This window comes from Dyella lipolytica, assembly GCF_030160075.1.
Taxonomy (GTDB): Bacteria; Pseudomonadota; Gammaproteobacteria; order Xanthomonadales; family Rhodanobacteraceae; genus Dyella_B; species Dyella_B lipolytica.
The window spans coordinates 250,805-266,663 of the sequence record NZ_BSNQ01000005.1 but is presented as its reverse complement, the minus strand read 5'-3'; the positions used below and the strand labels follow the sequence as shown (position 1 = coordinate 266,663).

Annotated in this window: 13 protein-coding genes; 7 read left to right on the top strand and 6 right to left on the bottom strand. The window is 60.2% G+C overall.

The genetic code is table 11. The features are described 5' to 3' along the window. The 6 genes from QQL64_RS12935 to QQL64_RS12910 form a co-directional block, all read left to right on the top strand. Positions 1-1,568: NAD(P)/FAD-dependent oxidoreductase (locus QQL64_RS12935; protein WP_284400300.1), on the top strand; the 1,568-nt coding region annotated here is incomplete at its 5' end. Continuing rightward, positions 1,558-3,660 carry an ATP-dependent DNA helicase DinG gene (gene dinG / locus QQL64_RS12930; RefSeq protein WP_284400298.1) on the top strand — a complete coding sequence of 701 codons (2,103 nt, stop codon included), beginning with the start codon at positions 1,558-1,560 and terminating at the stop codon, positions 3,658-3,660. The genes QQL64_RS12935 and dinG, both read left to right, overlap by 11 nt. A 682-nt stretch (positions 3,661-4,342) precedes the next feature. After that, entirely contained in the window at positions 4,343-4,903 is a 561-nt protein-coding gene (locus QQL64_RS12925; protein ID WP_284400296.1) for a HutD/Ves family protein, read from the top strand. 53 nt (positions 4,904-4,956) lie between these two features. Continuing rightward, complete coding sequence (locus QQL64_RS12920) at positions 4,957-5,535, top strand: NnrU family protein (RefSeq protein WP_284400292.1); 579 nt, start codon at positions 4,957-4,959, stop codon at positions 5,533-5,535. A gap of 80 nt (positions 5,536-5,615) precedes the next feature. Beyond that, the gene (locus QQL64_RS12915) at positions 5,616-5,813 is read left to right on the top strand and encodes a hypothetical protein (RefSeq protein WP_284400288.1); all 198 of its coding nucleotides are present in this window, start codon (positions 5,616-5,618) and stop codon (positions 5,811-5,813) included. Positions 5,814-5,847: 34 nt separating this feature from the next. Next, positions 5,848-6,447: a DUF938 domain-containing protein gene (locus QQL64_RS12910; protein ID WP_284400285.1), complete on the top strand. Its 600-nt coding sequence runs from the start codon at positions 5,848-5,850 to the stop codon at positions 6,445-6,447. 27 nt (positions 6,448-6,474) lie between these two features. Here QQL64_RS12910 and QQL64_RS12905 read toward each other — a convergent pair whose 3' ends face one another. Next, positions 6,475-8,400, bottom strand: a complete 1,926-nt coding sequence (locus QQL64_RS12905; protein WP_284400283.1) for a CocE/NonD family hydrolase — start codon at positions 8,398-8,400, stop codon at positions 6,475-6,477. A gap of 236 nt (positions 8,401-8,636) precedes the next feature. On the opposite strand from QQL64_RS12905, the gene QQL64_RS12900 reads away from it, so the two are divergent. After that, complete coding sequence (locus QQL64_RS12900; RefSeq protein WP_284400319.1) at positions 8,637-8,996, top strand: YchJ family protein; 360 nt, start codon at positions 8,637-8,639, stop codon at positions 8,994-8,996. Here the strand turns inward: QQL64_RS12900 and QQL64_RS12895 are convergent. The 5 genes from QQL64_RS12895 to QQL64_RS12875 form a co-directional block, all read right to left on the bottom strand. Beyond that, on the bottom strand, positions 8,966-9,763 hold the full coding sequence (locus QQL64_RS12895) for an NRDE family protein (RefSeq protein WP_284400280.1): 798 nt from the start codon (positions 9,761-9,763) through the stop codon (positions 8,966-8,968). The two genes, QQL64_RS12900 and QQL64_RS12895, sit on opposite strands and share 31 nt — an antisense overlap. Before the next feature lie 12 nt (positions 9,764-9,775). After that, a complete protein-coding gene (locus tag QQL64_RS12890) occupies positions 9,776-10,657 on the bottom strand; it encodes a methylglyoxal synthase (RefSeq protein WP_284400277.1) in 882 nt (293 codons plus the stop codon). Between the two features lie 19 nt (positions 10,658-10,676). Next, positions 10,677-11,906 (bottom strand): nucleoside recognition domain-containing protein, encoded by a 1,230-nt coding sequence (locus QQL64_RS12885; RefSeq protein WP_284400276.1) that lies wholly within the window; start codon positions 11,904-11,906, stop codon positions 10,677-10,679. Positions 11,907-12,120: 214 nt separating this feature from the next. Continuing rightward, positions 12,121-14,919: a TonB-dependent receptor gene (locus QQL64_RS12880; protein ID WP_284400274.1), complete on the bottom strand. Its 2,799-nt coding sequence runs from the start codon at positions 14,917-14,919 to the stop codon at positions 12,121-12,123. A 478-nt stretch (positions 14,920-15,397) separates the two neighbouring features. Then, positions 15,398-15,859 (bottom strand): TonB-dependent receptor (locus QQL64_RS12875; RefSeq protein ID WP_284400273.1); only part of this gene is annotated, 462 nt, incomplete at its 5' end.

Genomic DNA, 15,859 nt, shown 5'->3' with positions numbered 1-15,859 from the left:
TCTATACACTGGATGTGGATGTTGCCGATGAAGCAAAGCTGCTCCAGCGCTTTGCGGACGACCCGCATGTGCGCCCGACGCCCGACACGAACTATCGCTTTGTGACGCATGCGTCGGCCATATTTTCACGCGACTTCCCTGTCGCGGAGAGCGAGAGTCAAAAATCGGCCATCCATGATCGAACTCCTCAAAAACACTCGCACCGTCCCGTAGTGATCGGCATGGGCCCTTGCGGCCTCTTCGCAGGTTTGATCCTGGCGCAGATGGGTTTCCGCCCGATCATTCTCGAACGCGGCAAGGCGGTGCGCGAGCGCACCAAGGACACTTGGGACCTGTGGCGCAAGCGCAACCTGCATCCGGAATCGAACGTGCAGTTCGGCGAAGGCGGCGCGGGCACGTTTTCCGACGGCAAGCTCTATAGCCAGATTTCCGATCCGCACCATTACGGCCGCAAGGTACTCACCGAGTTCGTGAAGGCCGGCGCGCCCGAAGAAATCGTTTATGTCAGCAAACCGCACATCGGCACCTTCCGCCTGGTGACGATGGTGGAAAACATGCGCAACACCATCGAATCGCTGGGTGGCGAGATTCGTTTCGAGCATCGTGTCGACGACATCGACATCCAAACCGACGCCAGCGGTACACGTCATGTGCGCGGCGTCGTGCTAGCGAATGGCGAGCAGATTCGCACTGATCACGTGGTATTGGCGCTGGGGCACAGTGCGCGCGACACAGTCGAGATGCTGCATAAGCGCGGCGTCTACCTGGAAGCCAAACCGTTCTCCATCGGCTTTCGCGTCGAGCATCCGCAATCGATCATCGACCGTGCGCGCTTCGGTCCGCAGGCTGGCCATCCCTTGTTGGGTGCCGCCGATTACAAGCTGGTGCATCACTGCGGCAATGGCCGTTCGGTCTACAGTTTCTGTATGTGCCCCGGCGGCACGGTCGTAGCCGCCGCCAGCGAGCCGGGGCGCGTGGTCACCAATGGCATGAGCCAGTACTCGCGCAACGAGCGCAATGCGAATGCTGCCATCGTGGTGGGCATCGATCCGAGTGATTTCACGCCGTATGACGGCAGCGGCAGCCCGCTTGCCGGCATCGCGTTGCAGCGTCATTGGGAAAGCCGCGCGTTCGAACTGGGTGGCGGCACGTATGACGCACCTGGGCAATTGGTCGGCGATTTTATCGCCGGACGCGCATCGCAAACGTTCGGCGAAGTACAGCCGTCCTACAAACCCGGCGTGCATCTCACCGACTTGGCCCAAGCGCTACCGGACTACGCCATCGAGGCGATTCGCGAAGCCATGCCCGCGTTTGATCGCAAGATCAAGGGATTCGCGCGGCACGATGCCATTTTTACCGCGGTCGAAACGCGTACGTCATCGCCCGTTCGCGTCCGTCGCAACGATGAGGACTGCCAAAGCCTCAACACGCGCGGACTGTTTCCCGCCGGGGAAGGCGCAGGTTACGCCGGAGGCATTCTTTCCGCCGGCGTCGACGGCATCCGCGTGGCCGAAGCGGTGGCCTTGAGCATCGCCGCGATGAGCCAGGCGTTGCATGCTCACTGACACGCTCAAGGACTCGATCCGCGACGCGTACGCACGCGTGAAGGATGGCCTTCCCGGCTTCCGCACGCGCTCGGCGCAGACGCGCATGATTGCCGAAGTCGCCCGGGCGCTTTCGCACAGCGGCGGTGCCGCGGTGATCGAAGCGCCCACCGGCACCGGTAAATCGATGGCCTATCTGATCGCCGGCGCGGAAGTCGCGCGTGCGCAGAAAAAGAAGCTGCTGATTGCCACTGCCACGGTGGCCTTGCAGGAGCAGCTGGTCGAACGCGATATCCCGTTGTACCTGAAACTCAACGGCAGCGAAGCGAAGGTGGCGCTGGCCAAAGGACGCGGACGCTATCTTTGTCCGCGCAATCTGCGCATGGCCGGAAGCAGTCTCGGCGATGGCGGCCAGATGGGCCTGGGTTTCGACGCCGATCTCGCACTGTGGAGCAAACCGCCCGCCGAACGCGACAAACTGGTGCTGCGCAAACTAACCGATGCGTTCGACCGCAACGAGTGGAGCGGCGACATGGACGCCGCACCGGAAACACCCGGCGACATGCTGCGCGCAATGATCACCACCAGCGCTGGCGGCTGCACGGGTCGTCGCTGCGCGCAGTTCATGGTTTGCCCGTTCTTTGCCGCTCGTCGCGCCGTGGCCGATGCGGACATCATCGTCGCCAATCAGGACCTGGTGCTATCGGACCTCACGATGCCCGGCGATGACGACAACTGGGGCGGCGTGATCCTGCCCAAACCGAACGACACGTTATACGTGTTCGATGAAGCGCATCACATGCCCGGCAAAACCATCGACCGTGGCGCGTCCGATGTGCCGCTGGGTACGGTCGTGCGTCAGATCAGCCGTCTTGCGCGCCAGGTGCATGCCGCCTATTCACTGACCGACAAGGAAGTGATCGGCAAACTTACGTTAGGCGCCGGCGACGAAAAACTGCAGGAGCTTAGCAACGGGCTGGAAGAGCTAGAAAAAGAAATTCGCCAATCCTGGCTACCCGATCCCAGCGAAACCGAGCCGATGTATCGCGGTTCGTTGGGACAGCTGCCGGAGACATGGGTGCAGCACGCGTCGTTGCTGTACATCGCCACGGCGGAAGTGCAGCGCTGGCTTACCACCGTGCGCCGCACGATCACCGAGATGAGCGAAGGCGGTCCTACGCAGGAAGCTTTGTCTCGTGAGCTAGGTATGGCGTTGGAACGTGTCGATCGCCAGGTGCGTACGTGGCGTGCGTGGTCCAACGACGATCCCGAGGATGCGCCGCCGCTCGCACGCTGGGTCACGCTGTCGCACGATCAGCAGCTGGTCTGTCATGCATCTGCCGTCTCTGCCGGTGCGTTGTTGCGCAACATTCTCTGGGACAACGCCAGCGCGGCAATCATGACCTCCGCTACGCTGAGTGCGGGCGGTAATTTTCGTGGGTTCGCCGACGCTGTCGGGTTGCCGGACGACGCAGTGACGATAAGCCTGCCTTCGCCCTTCGATCTCGGTGCACAAGCACGCCTTGAAGTGCCCGCCCTCTCGGCACTCCCGGACGCGCGCGAGCTCCACGCGGAAGCGGTTACCGACTGGCTTGCCGAACACCTGGACTGGGATGCCGGCAATCTGGTGCTGTTCACGTCGCGTGCAAAACTCGAACGCGTGCTGCAACGCCTGCCGATCGACAAAGTACGCAAAGTACGCGCGCAAGGCTCGCTCGGCAAGACGCAGTTGATCGCCGAGCATATTGCCGCGATCGAAGCCGGCAAGGGCAGCACGCTGTTCGGTCTGGCTTCGTTTGGCGAGGGCCTCGATCTGCCCGGCAAATTGTGCGAGACCGTCGTCATCACACAGCTGCCCTTCGCCGTCCCGACTGATCCGGTGGGCGCTACATACGCGGAGTGGCTTGAATCGCGCGGGCGCAATCCGTTTCTGGAAGTCGCAGTACCGGAAGCAACGCGGTTGCTCACGCAATACTGTGGTCGACTGATTCGCAGCGAAACGGATCGTGGCCGCATCGTTTTGCTGGATCGGCGCGTTGTGACTCGTCACTACGGCACTCAAATGCTGAAAGCACTTCCACCGTTTCAACGCGTTATTGAGCGCACTGCGTAAGTGTTACCCGCTTGCGATTGCTTCGCATTGCCTATGATGATTGGAATGCACCATGTCCGGCGGGCGAACGAGCATCTTTGATGACATGGAGAGGGCGAGTCCGGCATGTGCCCGACTCGCCCCTTGCAATGACGTGGTTACTTGGCCTATTTCAAAAGGCTCTACACCACATATTTCCGAATTTCCACCCTGCCCGATAGGCTTTTAAAGCTTATCTTTTGGACAGTACGGGAGATTTGGTAAGGACATGCATATCGGAGGGACGGAATCCGGCTGATTGGACGAAGAAACACCCGGCGATTTTGTCGTCCCTGCACCAACGGTTCCACCTAGGCACATCGCAATAACACAGACAGAAACAAAGCTGCCACGTACAAACTTCTTCTTTCCTTGCATAAGTGATCCTCTCAAGCGATTTGACTATTGGGAAAATCGTCCGGATGCTGCGGCTGCTTCGTGCTTGTCGTCAGACACTCGTCGCACATCCGGTACTTGGGTACGTGATGGAGCCGCCGTTATCTGCAGGGCCACGGAAACCCACCCTGCTTGAATTCGGCCTCGATCAGCCTTATTCGAGCAGCCAGAGCATGCTAGCTAACACCCAAAAGATGTCTGCAGGAAACGAATCCTGTTTAACGTAGGTCAACTACACTAACCGCTTTAGGAGTGAACGAACGTCCCTATGAGCATCATTCGCCTCCGCGATTGCCGCGCCACCCCGTGGAAGAACGGCATGGGTCGCACGCGCGAACTCGCCGTGTATCCGACCGGTGCGGGCATGGACGATTTCATCTGGCGAGTGAGCGTGGCGGAAGTCGAGAGCGCCGCGCCGTTCTCAACCTTCGCCGGCATCGATCGACATATTGCCTTGCTCGACGGCGCCGGTTTCACCATGACGATGGACGATGGAATCACGCACGCACTGACCACGCCATTCTCGCCTTTTGCATTTCCCGGCGAGGCACAGGTGGCGGTGAACCTGCACGGTGGACCGACGCGCGATTTCAATCTCATGCTGCGTCGCGCCCAGGTGCGTGGCGAGCTCGTGGTCTGGGAAGAGCCGGGTAGACAGGCGGTCGATGACACTGTGGTGCTGATCTATTGCGCGCGGGGCCATATCGACACGGCGGAAGGACGCCTGCAAGCTGGGGAAGCCTGGGTCCCGGTCGGGCCGGCGGCGCGTGTCACGTTCGATTCGGGTACATTGGCACTTGTCGCGCGGGTCGAATCGCGCGGAAATTGACAAGACGGCCAGCGTGCCGTCACCTATACATCATCACCCTTGAGGTTGCCGCCATGTTCGTGCTGGTCCTCGGTCTGATCATTTTCCTCGGCATCCACTCGCTGCGTATCTTCGCCAACGATTGGCGCAATCGGCAGATCGCGCGCATCGGCCTGAAACGCTGGAAGGGCCTGTTTTCGATCGCGGCGATCGTCAGTTTCCTGCTGATTGTGTGGGGCTTCGGTATGGCGCGGCAGCATCCCGTGCTGCTCTATGTGCCGCCGATGTGGCTGCGCCATCTCAACGCGTTATTCGTACTGATTGCGCTGGTGCTTTTCGCGGCGGCTCGCGTACCGAACAATCACATCAAGGCAAAGTTCGGCCATCCGCAGGTGCTAGCCGTAAAGACCTGGGCATTCGGCCACTTGCTAGCCACCGGCATGCTGCACGACGTGGTGCTGTTCCTGCCGTTCCTGATCTGGGCCGTGGTGCTTTACGTGGTTTCACGTCGGCGCGATCGCCAGGACGGCACGGTCTATCCGCCTGGCACCGTCAAGGGGGATGTGCTGGTGGTGGTCATCGGCGTGGCCCTGTGGGCGCTGTTCGCGTTCTGGCTGCATACCCTGTTGATCGGCGTGAGTCCCATGACCTGAATGGGGTGCCGGTGGTCATCTACGCAGCGGGCCATACGCTGCAGTAAAGTCAAGTTCTCCCACGGATCTCGGGTACCTCTATGGTCGGCTTTCTGCTCTGGTTGCTACTGCTGATTGTCTGCTGGCCGCTCGCGCTGCTGGCGTTGGTGCTGTATCCCATCGTGTGGTTGCTGTTGCTGCCGTTGCGGCTGGTGGGCATCACCGTCAGTGCCGTGTTTGCGTTCCTGGGTGCGATCTTGATGTTGCCTGCGCGGGTGTTGCGCGGGCGACCGGTCTGACCGTCCGGCCTCCGAGCCAGGCGGGTCGGGCGCCATGAGCGACAAGCCTTATTCGGCCGCCAGCGAACGCAATCGCGAACCGATCCTTGCGGTGCTGCGTGAATGGTTTGCCGATCGGCGACAGGTGTTGGAGATCGGCAGCGGTACGGGTCAGCATGCCGTGCATTTCGCCGCCGCCATGCCGCAGCTCGTCTGGCAATGCTCGGATCGCGCCGGGAACCTGCCCGGCATGCGCTTGTGGCTCGATGAAGCCGCGCTGCCGAATACGCCACTGCCGTTCGAGTTCGACGTGACGGGTGCGTGGCCAGCTCACCGCTATGACGCCATCTTTAGTGCCAACACTTTGCACATCATGGCGTGGCCGGAAGTCGAACGGCTATTCGCGGGGCTTCCGGCCATCACTTCAGCAGACGCCGCGGTAGCCGTGTACGGACCGTTCAATGTCGACGGCCACTTCACCAGCGAAAGCAATGCAGCCTTCGATCGGGATTTGAAGATGCGTGGCGCGCACATGGGCATTCGCGATGTCGCCGCTGTGGATGCCGTTGCTGCCGCCGCCGGTTTCAATCTATCTGAAGATGTCGCGATGCCTGCGAACAATCGGCTGCGATTGTGGCGCAGGCGCAGAGCGTAATCGCCCCGCGCCTGCGCACTCTGTTGCTTACTGACCCGAGACCACCGGCAAGCTGATGAAGCTTGCATGATCAGGCGTGTGCCACACGCGTTGGGTCGCCTTCACGTAGTCGGCCGGCTTCGCGTCGAAAATGTTCTGCACGTAGGTCTGCGGGTTGCGGTCGTAAAGCGGGAAAAGGCTGGATTGCACCTGCACCATAATGCGATGGCCCGGCAGGAACACGTGATTCACCGTCGGCAGGCCGAAACTGTACAACAGCGGCGAATTCGCATCGATCGCCTGCGGATGCTCGAAGCTGGTGCGGTAGCGACCGCGGAAGATGTCCAGCGAGATCGGTAGCTCGTAGCCGCCCATGGTCGGGTTCGACGGTACCGAATCGGGATAGACGTCGATGATCTTCACCACCCAGTCACTGTCCGTGCCGCTAGTCGATGCGACTAGGTTCACTTGCGGCGCACCGCCGAGATGCAGCGGCGACGTCAATGGCTCGCTGACATAGGTGAGTACGTCCGGACGGCCATCGACAAAGCGCTGGTCGTTGAGCAGCCAATGTGTCCATGCTTCGTGATCGGACCCAACCACCGGGCGCGGCTGGTACGGCACGGGCTTGGCCGGATCGGAAACGTATTCGTCGTACTTGGCATCGCTGGCTGCGGGCGCGTCGAACGATAGGCGTCCATCCGCGTCGAGGTAGAGCGGCTTCGGTTTCGATGCACAACCGCGGTCGCAGGACAGCGGCCAGTGCGTGAAGCGATCCCAATGATTCTCGCCCGTGTTGTAGATCAGCACTGGCGGCGTGTTCGCCTTCGGCGCACCGTCCTTCAGGTATTGATTGAAGAACGGCAGCAAGACGTCGCGACGGAACTGCAATGCGGTGTCGCCATCCCAACGCATCGAACCGAGTTCGCTGCCGTTGTAGTTCACCTGACTATGGCGCCACGGCCCCATCACCAGATAGTTCATGGTGTTGGTCTTGTCTTTGGGCTCCAGCACTTCGTAGCTGTGAATGGCGCCCCACATGTCTTCCTGGTCCCACAAGCCCTGCTCCCACATCGTGGGAACCTTCAACGGCTGCTGTGCCAGGATCTTGTCGAGCGCCTGCGCCGACCAGAACAGCGTGTACGCCGGGTTCTCGTGAATCTTGCGCCAGAACGGCAACGCGTCGAGCCCGTTCGCGCGCGCGTAATCACCGGCTGAACCGGCACGCAGGAAGTTGGTGTAATCGTCCAGGCCTTGTCGCGGAATCGCGTAGCCCATGCCTTTTTGCGTGGTCTGGAAAGTGATGTAGTCGAAGTTGGTCTGGCGATAGGCGCCGTAGTGGAACCAGTCATCGCCCATCCAGCCATCGACCATCGGGCTTTCCGGTGCAGCGACCTTCAACGCAGGGTTCGGGTTGATAAGCGCCATCACCACGGTAAAACCTTCGTACGACGAGCCGAGCATGCCGACCTTGCCGTTCGACTCGGGGATGTTTTTCGACAGCCAGTCGATGGTGTCGTACGCGTCGGTGGATTCGTCCACCTTGCCGTCGTTGAGCGGTCCGCGCAACGGCAGCGTCATGACGTAGTCGCCTTCGGAACCGTATTTGCCGCGGATATCCTGGAAGACGCGAATGTAGCCGGCCTTGACGAACACTTCGTCGCCTTGCGGCAGGATGTCCAGCATGTGCGGCGACAGTGTTCGCTCGGCACGCATGTCGGCATGGTACGGCGTACGGGTGAGCAGAATCGGTGCGTGGCTCGCGCCCTTGGGAATCACGATCACGGTGTGAAGCTTCACGCCATCACGCATTGGGATCATCACGACGCGCTTGATGTAATCGTTGGCGGCGGTCGGCGCGGTGAAGTTGGCCGGGATATCCGGCGTGAGCGGTGCGGTCTGCGCCTGGGCGCCGGCCACGAACAACGCCGCTGCGAGCGCGGTGAGGGTAAGCAGGGAACGAATCGGGTGCATGGGAATCTCCACAACGGCCGCGGATAGCCCTGGCGGCCGTTGCCATCGATGTCTGGAAGAGCTGCTCTCCCGGCAGCCTCATGACTTTAAGTGATTTGGCGCCGATCCCATGCATGACTTTCTGCATGGTTACCTCTTGCATTTGCTTGCTACATGCGGAGGATGGATGCCGACTCAGCGCAGGATCCGGCACCTTGCAAGCGATCGATACACTGACACCCTGCCCCTGCGGCAACATGGCCGGCTACACGCATTGCTGCGGCCCGCTGCACGAGGGGGCCGTCGCCCAGACCGCCGAGAGCCTGATGCGCTCGCGTTACAGCGCGTATGTGTTGAAACGTGAGGACTATCTGCTCGCTACCTGGCATTCAAGCAATCGCCCTGCCAGTCTGAAACTCGCAACGCAACAGCCCGCACCGACCTGGCTCGGCCTCGATGTGAAGCATCATGAGGAAGATGGCGAGCATGCCACGGTAGAGTTCGTAGCGCGCCTACGCTACGGCGGTGGCAAGGCGCAGCGCATGCACGAGATCAGCCGCTTTGTGCGCGAGCAAGGACGCTGGTACTACCTGGATGGTCGCTTTCCGGAAGGTTGAAATGCGTCCTGGGAAATCGCCAGCTCGCTCTCTCCTTCGAAATGCCCCGCCGGTCCAAAGCGACGCTCGACGATACGCCCTTTGCCGTCGTGGCCGATCGCCACGATCGTGCTGGCGCGCGTGCCGTATTGCTCGCCTCGGATAAACGCCGAAGACAACCAGCGCTCGCGCTCCAGGCCGACGCCGGTGTCCGGCAGTACATCGTCCGGTGCCTGTCGTTCGTCAGCTAGCGCATCGAACAGCGGTACGAAATCGTCCGCGTTGCCTGCGTCCATCCATGCCCGCAGTCGCTCCATCAAGGCGCGCGTCTTGGGCCATGGCGTATTGAAGTCGGCGTTGGAAAGGCCGTGTATGCCAGGCTCGATAGCCTGCGCGCGCGATTGCGGCCGGTTGCCGATATAGAACCCCCGCGTCGCGTCGAAGGTGAGCAGATTGAACGGGCGATACTCCGCCGCCGTGCGCAGCAGTTTCTGCGCGTGCGCGGTGGCGTCATCCGATCCGACCAGGTAGTCGGTGGCGAGCAGGCCACGCGATGTACCGTGCTGCGGATCCCGCGGATCGCGTACGTTGGTGACGACACAGCATCGTCCCTTTTCCGTCACTCCAAGCCAGGTTCCACCCGCTTCCAGATCGCGGCCACCGAGAATCGGCTCATCATTCCAGCGCGCCAGTGGTGCACTTGGCCGTGCATGGAACTCATCGCGATTGCCGGCGAGCAACAGGCGCCAGCGTGGATGAACATGCCAAGCGAAAGCGATTAGGCACATGGCGTTATTGCCTCAACCTGCGCGATGCGCAGCGCGACGCTGTACGGCCACCGCCCAGCGTGTGGCCACGCGTGGCGAGGTCATGCAGACGGCTTCGTCGGTGACGGTGGTGACCGCGCGCTCCAGCAGTTGGATATCGGCCTCGTGCTGACGCGCGACGTGGGGATCCTCGAAAAAGATCGCGCGTTGGCAGCGTCGTTCCAGCACCAGATCGGCAATCTGCGCATCCCCGCCCATCGGTCCGCTCTGATAGCGCTCCACCCAGTTCTTGTCTTGCGGCCAACCGCGGCTCCACGCCAGCTCATTCAACTGTTGGCCTGTCGTGCCGGTGCCGACGCGGTGGGCAAAACGCGAAAGGACATCGAAGTGATCGGTCGCATAAGCCATCATCTGCGGCTTCATGGCGTCATGGGCGATCAGCGCAATCGTCTGCGCTTCCAACGCATGCAGGTCGTCGGCGCCAGGGTCGGGATTCAAACCTGCATGGATACGTTCCGCCTCGATCCAGTCGCGTGCGGAAGCTACGGTCGAAATGAAGGGCTTGTGATGGATGACGCACTGGCGCTTCAATGCCACGGCTTCCGGAAACGTGGAAGAAGGATTGACCGGATTGATCAGATAGATAACGCCATCCAGCACACGCCCCGGCCCCGGCATTCCCACGACTTCCGCCACCAGCTTCATCAAGCCGCCTTCATGGCCGTAGGGATATCGCAGCAGACCCGGATAGTCGGCGAGCAGGCCGACGCGGAGAATCGCATCGTACGTGCGACCCACCGCGTGCAGGCTGATATCCAGCTCGCGAATGCCCTGCCCGGACGCATGCAGTAAGCGAAATAGCGCTGCATCGTCATGATCGTGATGAAGCGTATTGGCGGCGAGGCCCATGCGCATACTGCTTTCCCCTAAGGAGTTATCCGAAGAACCAATAGCACACTGCAATCGAAGCCACCACGCCAGCCAGATCCGCCAATAGCGCGCAGCCCACAGTGTGGCGCACGCGACGGATGCCGACGGCGCCGAAATACACGGCCACCACATAAAACGTGGTTTCGGTGCTGCCCTGCACCGTGGCGGCCACCAGGGCCGGGAAGCTGTCGACACCGGAATGATGCATGGTCTCGATCAACATGGCCCGCGCGGCGCTGCCCGAAAATGGCTTGACCAGGGCGGTCGGTAGCGCATCCACGAAACGCGTGTCCAGCCCCGCATGCTGCGCGAGCCAGCGCACACCGTCCAGTGCAAAATCGAGCGCCCCCGATGCACGCAATACACCCACCATGCACAGCATGGCGACCAGATAAGGCAGCAGATCCTTCGCAACATCGAAGCCCTGCTTCGCGCCGTCGATGAAACTCTCGAACAGTGGCACTCGTTTGTACGCGCCAGCGCATAGGAACACGATGATCACACCGAATAGCGCGAGGTTACCAAGCAAGGATGACAGCGATGCCAGCGCCACCGCGCCCAAGGATGCAAGAAACGCAAGAAATCCGGCCAACAATAGACCGCCGCCACCCAGCCACGCCAAGACCACGGGATCCCACAGACGTAGACGTTGCATGTAGGCCACCGACAGCAGGCCAATGAGATTGGATGCGAAATGCGCCAGCAGAATCGGCAGGAACACCAGCGTGGGATCGTGCGCACCCGCCTGCGCGCGATACACGAACACCGTTACGGGCAACAACGTCAGCGACGAAGCATTCAGTACCAGAAACAGAATCTGCGCGTTGCTCGCCGTCGTATCGGAGGCATTGAGCGTCTGCAATTCGCGCATGGCACGCAGGCCGATCGGCGTGGCGGCGTTATCCAGACCCAAGGCATTGGCCGCGAAATTGAGCGTAATCAGACCGATCGCCGGATGCCCCCGCGGCACCTCCGGCATCAGCCGTGCGAATAGCGGACCGAGCAAACGCGCTAATCCATCGACAAGTCCGGCGCGTTCGGCAATACCTAAAAAGCCCAGCCATAACGTAAGGGTGCCAAACAACAGCAACATGACCTTGACGGAGAGATCCGCCATGTCGAACAGCGAGGCGACGATTGCCGCGAAAACGGTTTCGTCACCGCCGAATAGCCAACGCACCAACGCGGCAACGGCAGCGGCAATAAAGAAGCCGAACCAAAGGCGGCTCAGCATGAGCGGTAACTTGGAACGGATCGGAGCGGCATAGGCGTATTGTCGACGACATAACCATCGCTAGCCAGCCACTCTCAGACATTTTTTGACTGACGCAAAAATAGCGAGGCGCATCGATTTCTCGACGCGCCTCGCTTTTGACAACGGACTGATTCCTTGCAATAGGATCCATCGCCTACCGCGTTAGTCTGCGGTAGGCGATAAATCTTCAGGCTTAGAACCTCACTTTCACACCCAGGTTGTAGAAGCGGCCAATCGCGTTGGCCTGCGACCACGTCGGGTTGTAGTTCAAGCCGGTACCCGAGTAGTTGGCCGGATCGAACGGCGGAGCGCGGTCGAACACATTCATGATCGAACCGGTGACGCTGATGTGATCATTGATTGCATAGCTGGCCGTCAGATCGAAGTCGTACGTCGGGCCAGTGCGGCAGGCGAGCGGGAAGTTGTTACCGTTCGGCGAGGTGGTGATGCACATGCCCGGCCCCACACCCACATCTTCGCCAATATCCGCATAACTGCTGGTGAAATACAGCGTGCCGGTAACCGTTACCGGGCCGTATTCGATCGTGTTGGCCCATGAGGCACGCGTGCGAGGCGTACCTGCACCGGACGACAGGTTGTACGGACCCTGCGTACCGACGTAGGTCTGCACCGTGCCATCCGGGAACTGCACTTTCCACTCGAAGATCTGGGTGCCAGTCAGTTCACTGATGTAGTGGATGTTGTTGGAGAAGTCGAAGTGGGCTTGCAGATCCAAGTCGACGCCGGTGGTCTTCAGCGAGTTGGCGTTGATGTACTCGCCAATGAGTTCCGCTGGGCGGGGTTGATTGTTCTGGAACGGGGCTACGTCTGGAACGTCCGGTATGACGCTCACGCCCGGAGCTTGCGGCGTACCCGCGTAATAAGCGGCCAGCGCAGCATTGGTGTTGGCCTGGACGATCAGGTTCGACTTCTTGATGTTGTAGTAGTCGACCGATGCGCTCAACCAGCTCGTCGGCTGCACCACCAAACCAAACGTGAAGTTCGTTGCCTTCTCCGGCTTGATCTTCGGATTGGCTTGGGTGAACTCAGCCAATGCATACGGCAGATTGTATGCGGCGCTGTGGTTCGCCTGGAACGACGTCGGCGTCTGGTAGGTTACGAAACCCTGGGCGGCGCTCGAACCGTTTTCAGCGAAGGACGGTGCACGGAAACCCTTCGAATAGGTGCCACGCACAGCCACCCAGTCAAGCGGCTTCCACTTGAAACCGAGCTTCGGCGAGAAGTTGTTGCCCACGTCGCTGTAATGGTCGAAGCGACCGGACGCGTCCAGCTCCAAGGACTCTAGCAGTGGCATGTCGAACTCGGCGTACATGCCCTCGACATTGCGCCTACCAATGGTATGCGCATTGCCCAATCCCTGGAATTCAAGCGTCGGCTGACCGGTCAGCGGATTGATGGTCGTCGGGTTCAACGTCGGATCGTTCTGCGCCTCGTGACGCACCTGTGCACCGAGAGCAAGGCCCATTGGACCACCGGCCAGATCCCACAGCTCGCGGTTGGCGGTCAAGTCCAGGACATCCAGATCCGAGGTCGAGGTCTTGGCATAACCCGGTGCGATCGACTGACGAACTAAAGACGAATTAGCACTCGGGTTCACGAAGTTGTAGGTGCCGTTGTTGATCGCGTTGATCAGACCGGAGTACGTGAGGAAGCCGTACTGCGTCGTGTTCAACCAGGCATGGTTGATTACTCCGGTAACATCGTAGTTCCAGTCGGCCACCGTACCAGACACGTCACCGACGAGGCGAGCCGCGTGGTTGTTGTAGTTGAAGCCCGACGGAATGTCGCCGAAGTTGTAGCTTATCGCCGCAGGCGCACCGAACGGGTTCGACGGATTGTTTGCCGGCAACATGATGTTGTTGGTGTTGATCGGCGTGCTGGTCTGGATGGCGTTACCAACGGGTGTCGGTGCCCACAGCCTCGACTGATTGAAGCTTGCGGACAGATAGGCCTTCGTCGTGTCGTTGAGCTTGATGGTGATGCGACTGTAGATGCCGCCCTGTTCCATCGCGGGCTGCACTTGGCCCTCTAACTTAGTGGGGTCGAAGCTACACCAGCTGCCTGCACCCGCCACCGTTACCAACGGTCCGGTGGTGCAAGGTTGCAGTGGCTGCCACAAACCCGTCGTCGGGTTCTGAATCGCACCGTTCGGACCACCACCACGACCCGGTGCGCCAGGCAGACCCGAACCGCCGATCGAACTCAGATCAGACGTGTTAATCGGGAAACCACGCTGCCGCGCCATGATGTCATTGTCTTTCTGGTACTGCACGCTGAAGTAGCCGTTGTAGTGATCGGTATCCAGATCACCGCCACCGGCGAGCAGCGTAGCCTTGCGAGTGAAGCCACCACCGTGTTGCGACGTACCGACATCGCCGGTTGCTTCGACGCCCTTGAAGCCGGGTTTCAAGATGATGTTGACCACGCCAGCAATGGCGTCGGCGCCGTAGATCGACGACGCGCCGTCCTTCAGTACTTCGATGCGCTCGACAGAAGCCAGCGGGATGGTGTTCAGGTCGACGAACGAGCGCTCGCCGTCGTCCGACACGGGGTAGCTAGTGACACGATGACCATCGATCAATACCAGCGTGGAGTTAACGGTCAGGCCGCGCAAAGCGACACCCGATGCGCCAGCCGCAAAGCCGTTGCTGAAAGCGTTCGGGATCGAACCACTGTTGTCGGCCGAGACCGAACGCACCACGTCGGAGATCGTGGTGAAACCGCTACGAGCAATCTGCTGGGCCGTAATCACCGTCACGGGCGACGGTGTTTCTGTATCGACACGCGGCAATGCAGAACCCGTTACGGTAATGGTCTGCAATTGCTTGGCGTTGCTCGCGGCCGGGCCTGTTTGCTGTGCGGTCTGCTGATCCTGTGGGGCGGGAGCAGGCGCGCTTTGTGCGAAGGCAATTCCGCAAGCGGGTGCGAACAACAAACCCGCCAACGAAAGTGCAAGCTTGTTACGTTTCATTTGGATCCCCTCCAAGGTTTAACAGCCAATAAAGGTGTAACCGCTTGTGAGTTGTCCAATCGATCCGCTGGATAACAGGTAGCTGGATCCTTCCTGGATCCCGAGCGGGGGATACCACACCGCAGCGCTATAGACAAGTACTTAACATTGCGTAAGTAATTGCGGCATCCCTGACGGGATACTTACAAACATAAATTCTTTTATTTACTTATGCTTATATGGGTTATCGCGTTAATTATCGCCACCCGTCTTAAGATGTCGTATTAAATTACGACATCTTCTAACGCCTACTGATTATGTATTTTTAGCGTAGTAGCCGCACCAGTGTTTGTTGTTTGCGCCCATTTAGGCTGATCCAAAAACAACGTGGCGCGTCGATTGCTCGACGCGCCACGCTTTTTAATAACGGATTATTGATTCCTTGCAATCGGATCCACCGCCCGCCGCGATACCTGCAGCGGGCGATAAATCTTCAGGCTTAGAACTTCACCTTCACGCCCAGGTTGAAGAAGCGGCCAATGGCGTTGGACTGCGACCAGGTCGGGTTGTAGTTCATGCCAGCACCCGAGTAGTCGGCCGGATCGAACGGAGGAGCGCGATCGAACACGTTCATGATCGAACCGGTGACGCTGATGTGATCATTGATCGCATAGCTAGCCGTCAGATCGAAGTCGTACGTCGGGCCCGTGCGGCAGCTGAGCGGGAAGTTGGCACCGTTCGGCGAGGTGACCAGGCACATGCCCGGGCCCACGCCCACGTCTTCCGCGATATTCGCGTAGCTGCTGGTGAAGTACAGCGTACCGGTGACCGTCAGCGGACCGTATTCGATCGTGTTGGCCCACGAAGCGCGCGTGCGAGGCGTACCTGCGCCGGACGACAGGTTGTACGGACCCTGCGTACCGACGTAGTTCTGCGTCACACCATTCGGGAACTGCATCTG

Bases quoted from the DNA above. Each gene is read 5' to 3' on its own strand.
- dinG (WP_284400298.1), top strand. From the start codon at position 1,558: ATGCTCACTGACACGCTCAAGGACTCGATCCGCGACGCGTACGCACGC.
- QQL64_RS12925 (WP_284400296.1), top strand. From the start codon at position 4,343: ATGAGCATCATTCGCCTCCGCGATTGCCGCGCCACCCCGTGGAAGAAC.
- QQL64_RS12920 (WP_284400292.1), top strand. From the start codon at position 4,957: ATGTTCGTGCTGGTCCTCGGTCTGATCATTTTCCTCGGCATCCACTCG.
- QQL64_RS12915 (WP_284400288.1), top strand. From the start codon at position 5,616: ATGGTCGGCTTTCTGCTCTGGTTGCTACTGCTGATTGTCTGCTGGCCG.
- QQL64_RS12910 (WP_284400285.1), top strand. From the start codon at position 5,848: ATGAGCGACAAGCCTTATTCGGCCGCCAGCGAACGCAATCGCGAACCG.
- QQL64_RS12905 (WP_284400283.1), bottom strand. From the start codon at position 8,400: ATGCACCCGATTCGTTCCCTGCTTACCCTCACCGCGCTCGCAGCGGCG.
- QQL64_RS12900 (WP_284400319.1), top strand. From the start codon at position 8,637: ATGGCCGGCTACACGCATTGCTGCGGCCCGCTGCACGAGGGGGCCGTC.
- QQL64_RS12895 (WP_284400280.1), bottom strand. From the start codon at position 9,763: ATGTGCCTAATCGCTTTCGCTTGGCATGTTCATCCACGCTGGCGCCTG.
- QQL64_RS12890 (WP_284400277.1), bottom strand. From the start codon at position 10,657: ATGCGCATGGGCCTCGCCGCCAATACGCTTCATCACGATCATGACGAT.
- QQL64_RS12885 (WP_284400276.1), bottom strand. From the start codon at position 11,906: ATGCTGAGCCGCCTTTGGTTCGGCTTCTTTATTGCCGCTGCCGTTGCC.
- QQL64_RS12880 (WP_284400274.1), bottom strand. From the start codon at position 14,919: ATGAAACGTAACAAGCTTGCACTTTCGTTGGCGGGTTTGTTGTTCGCA.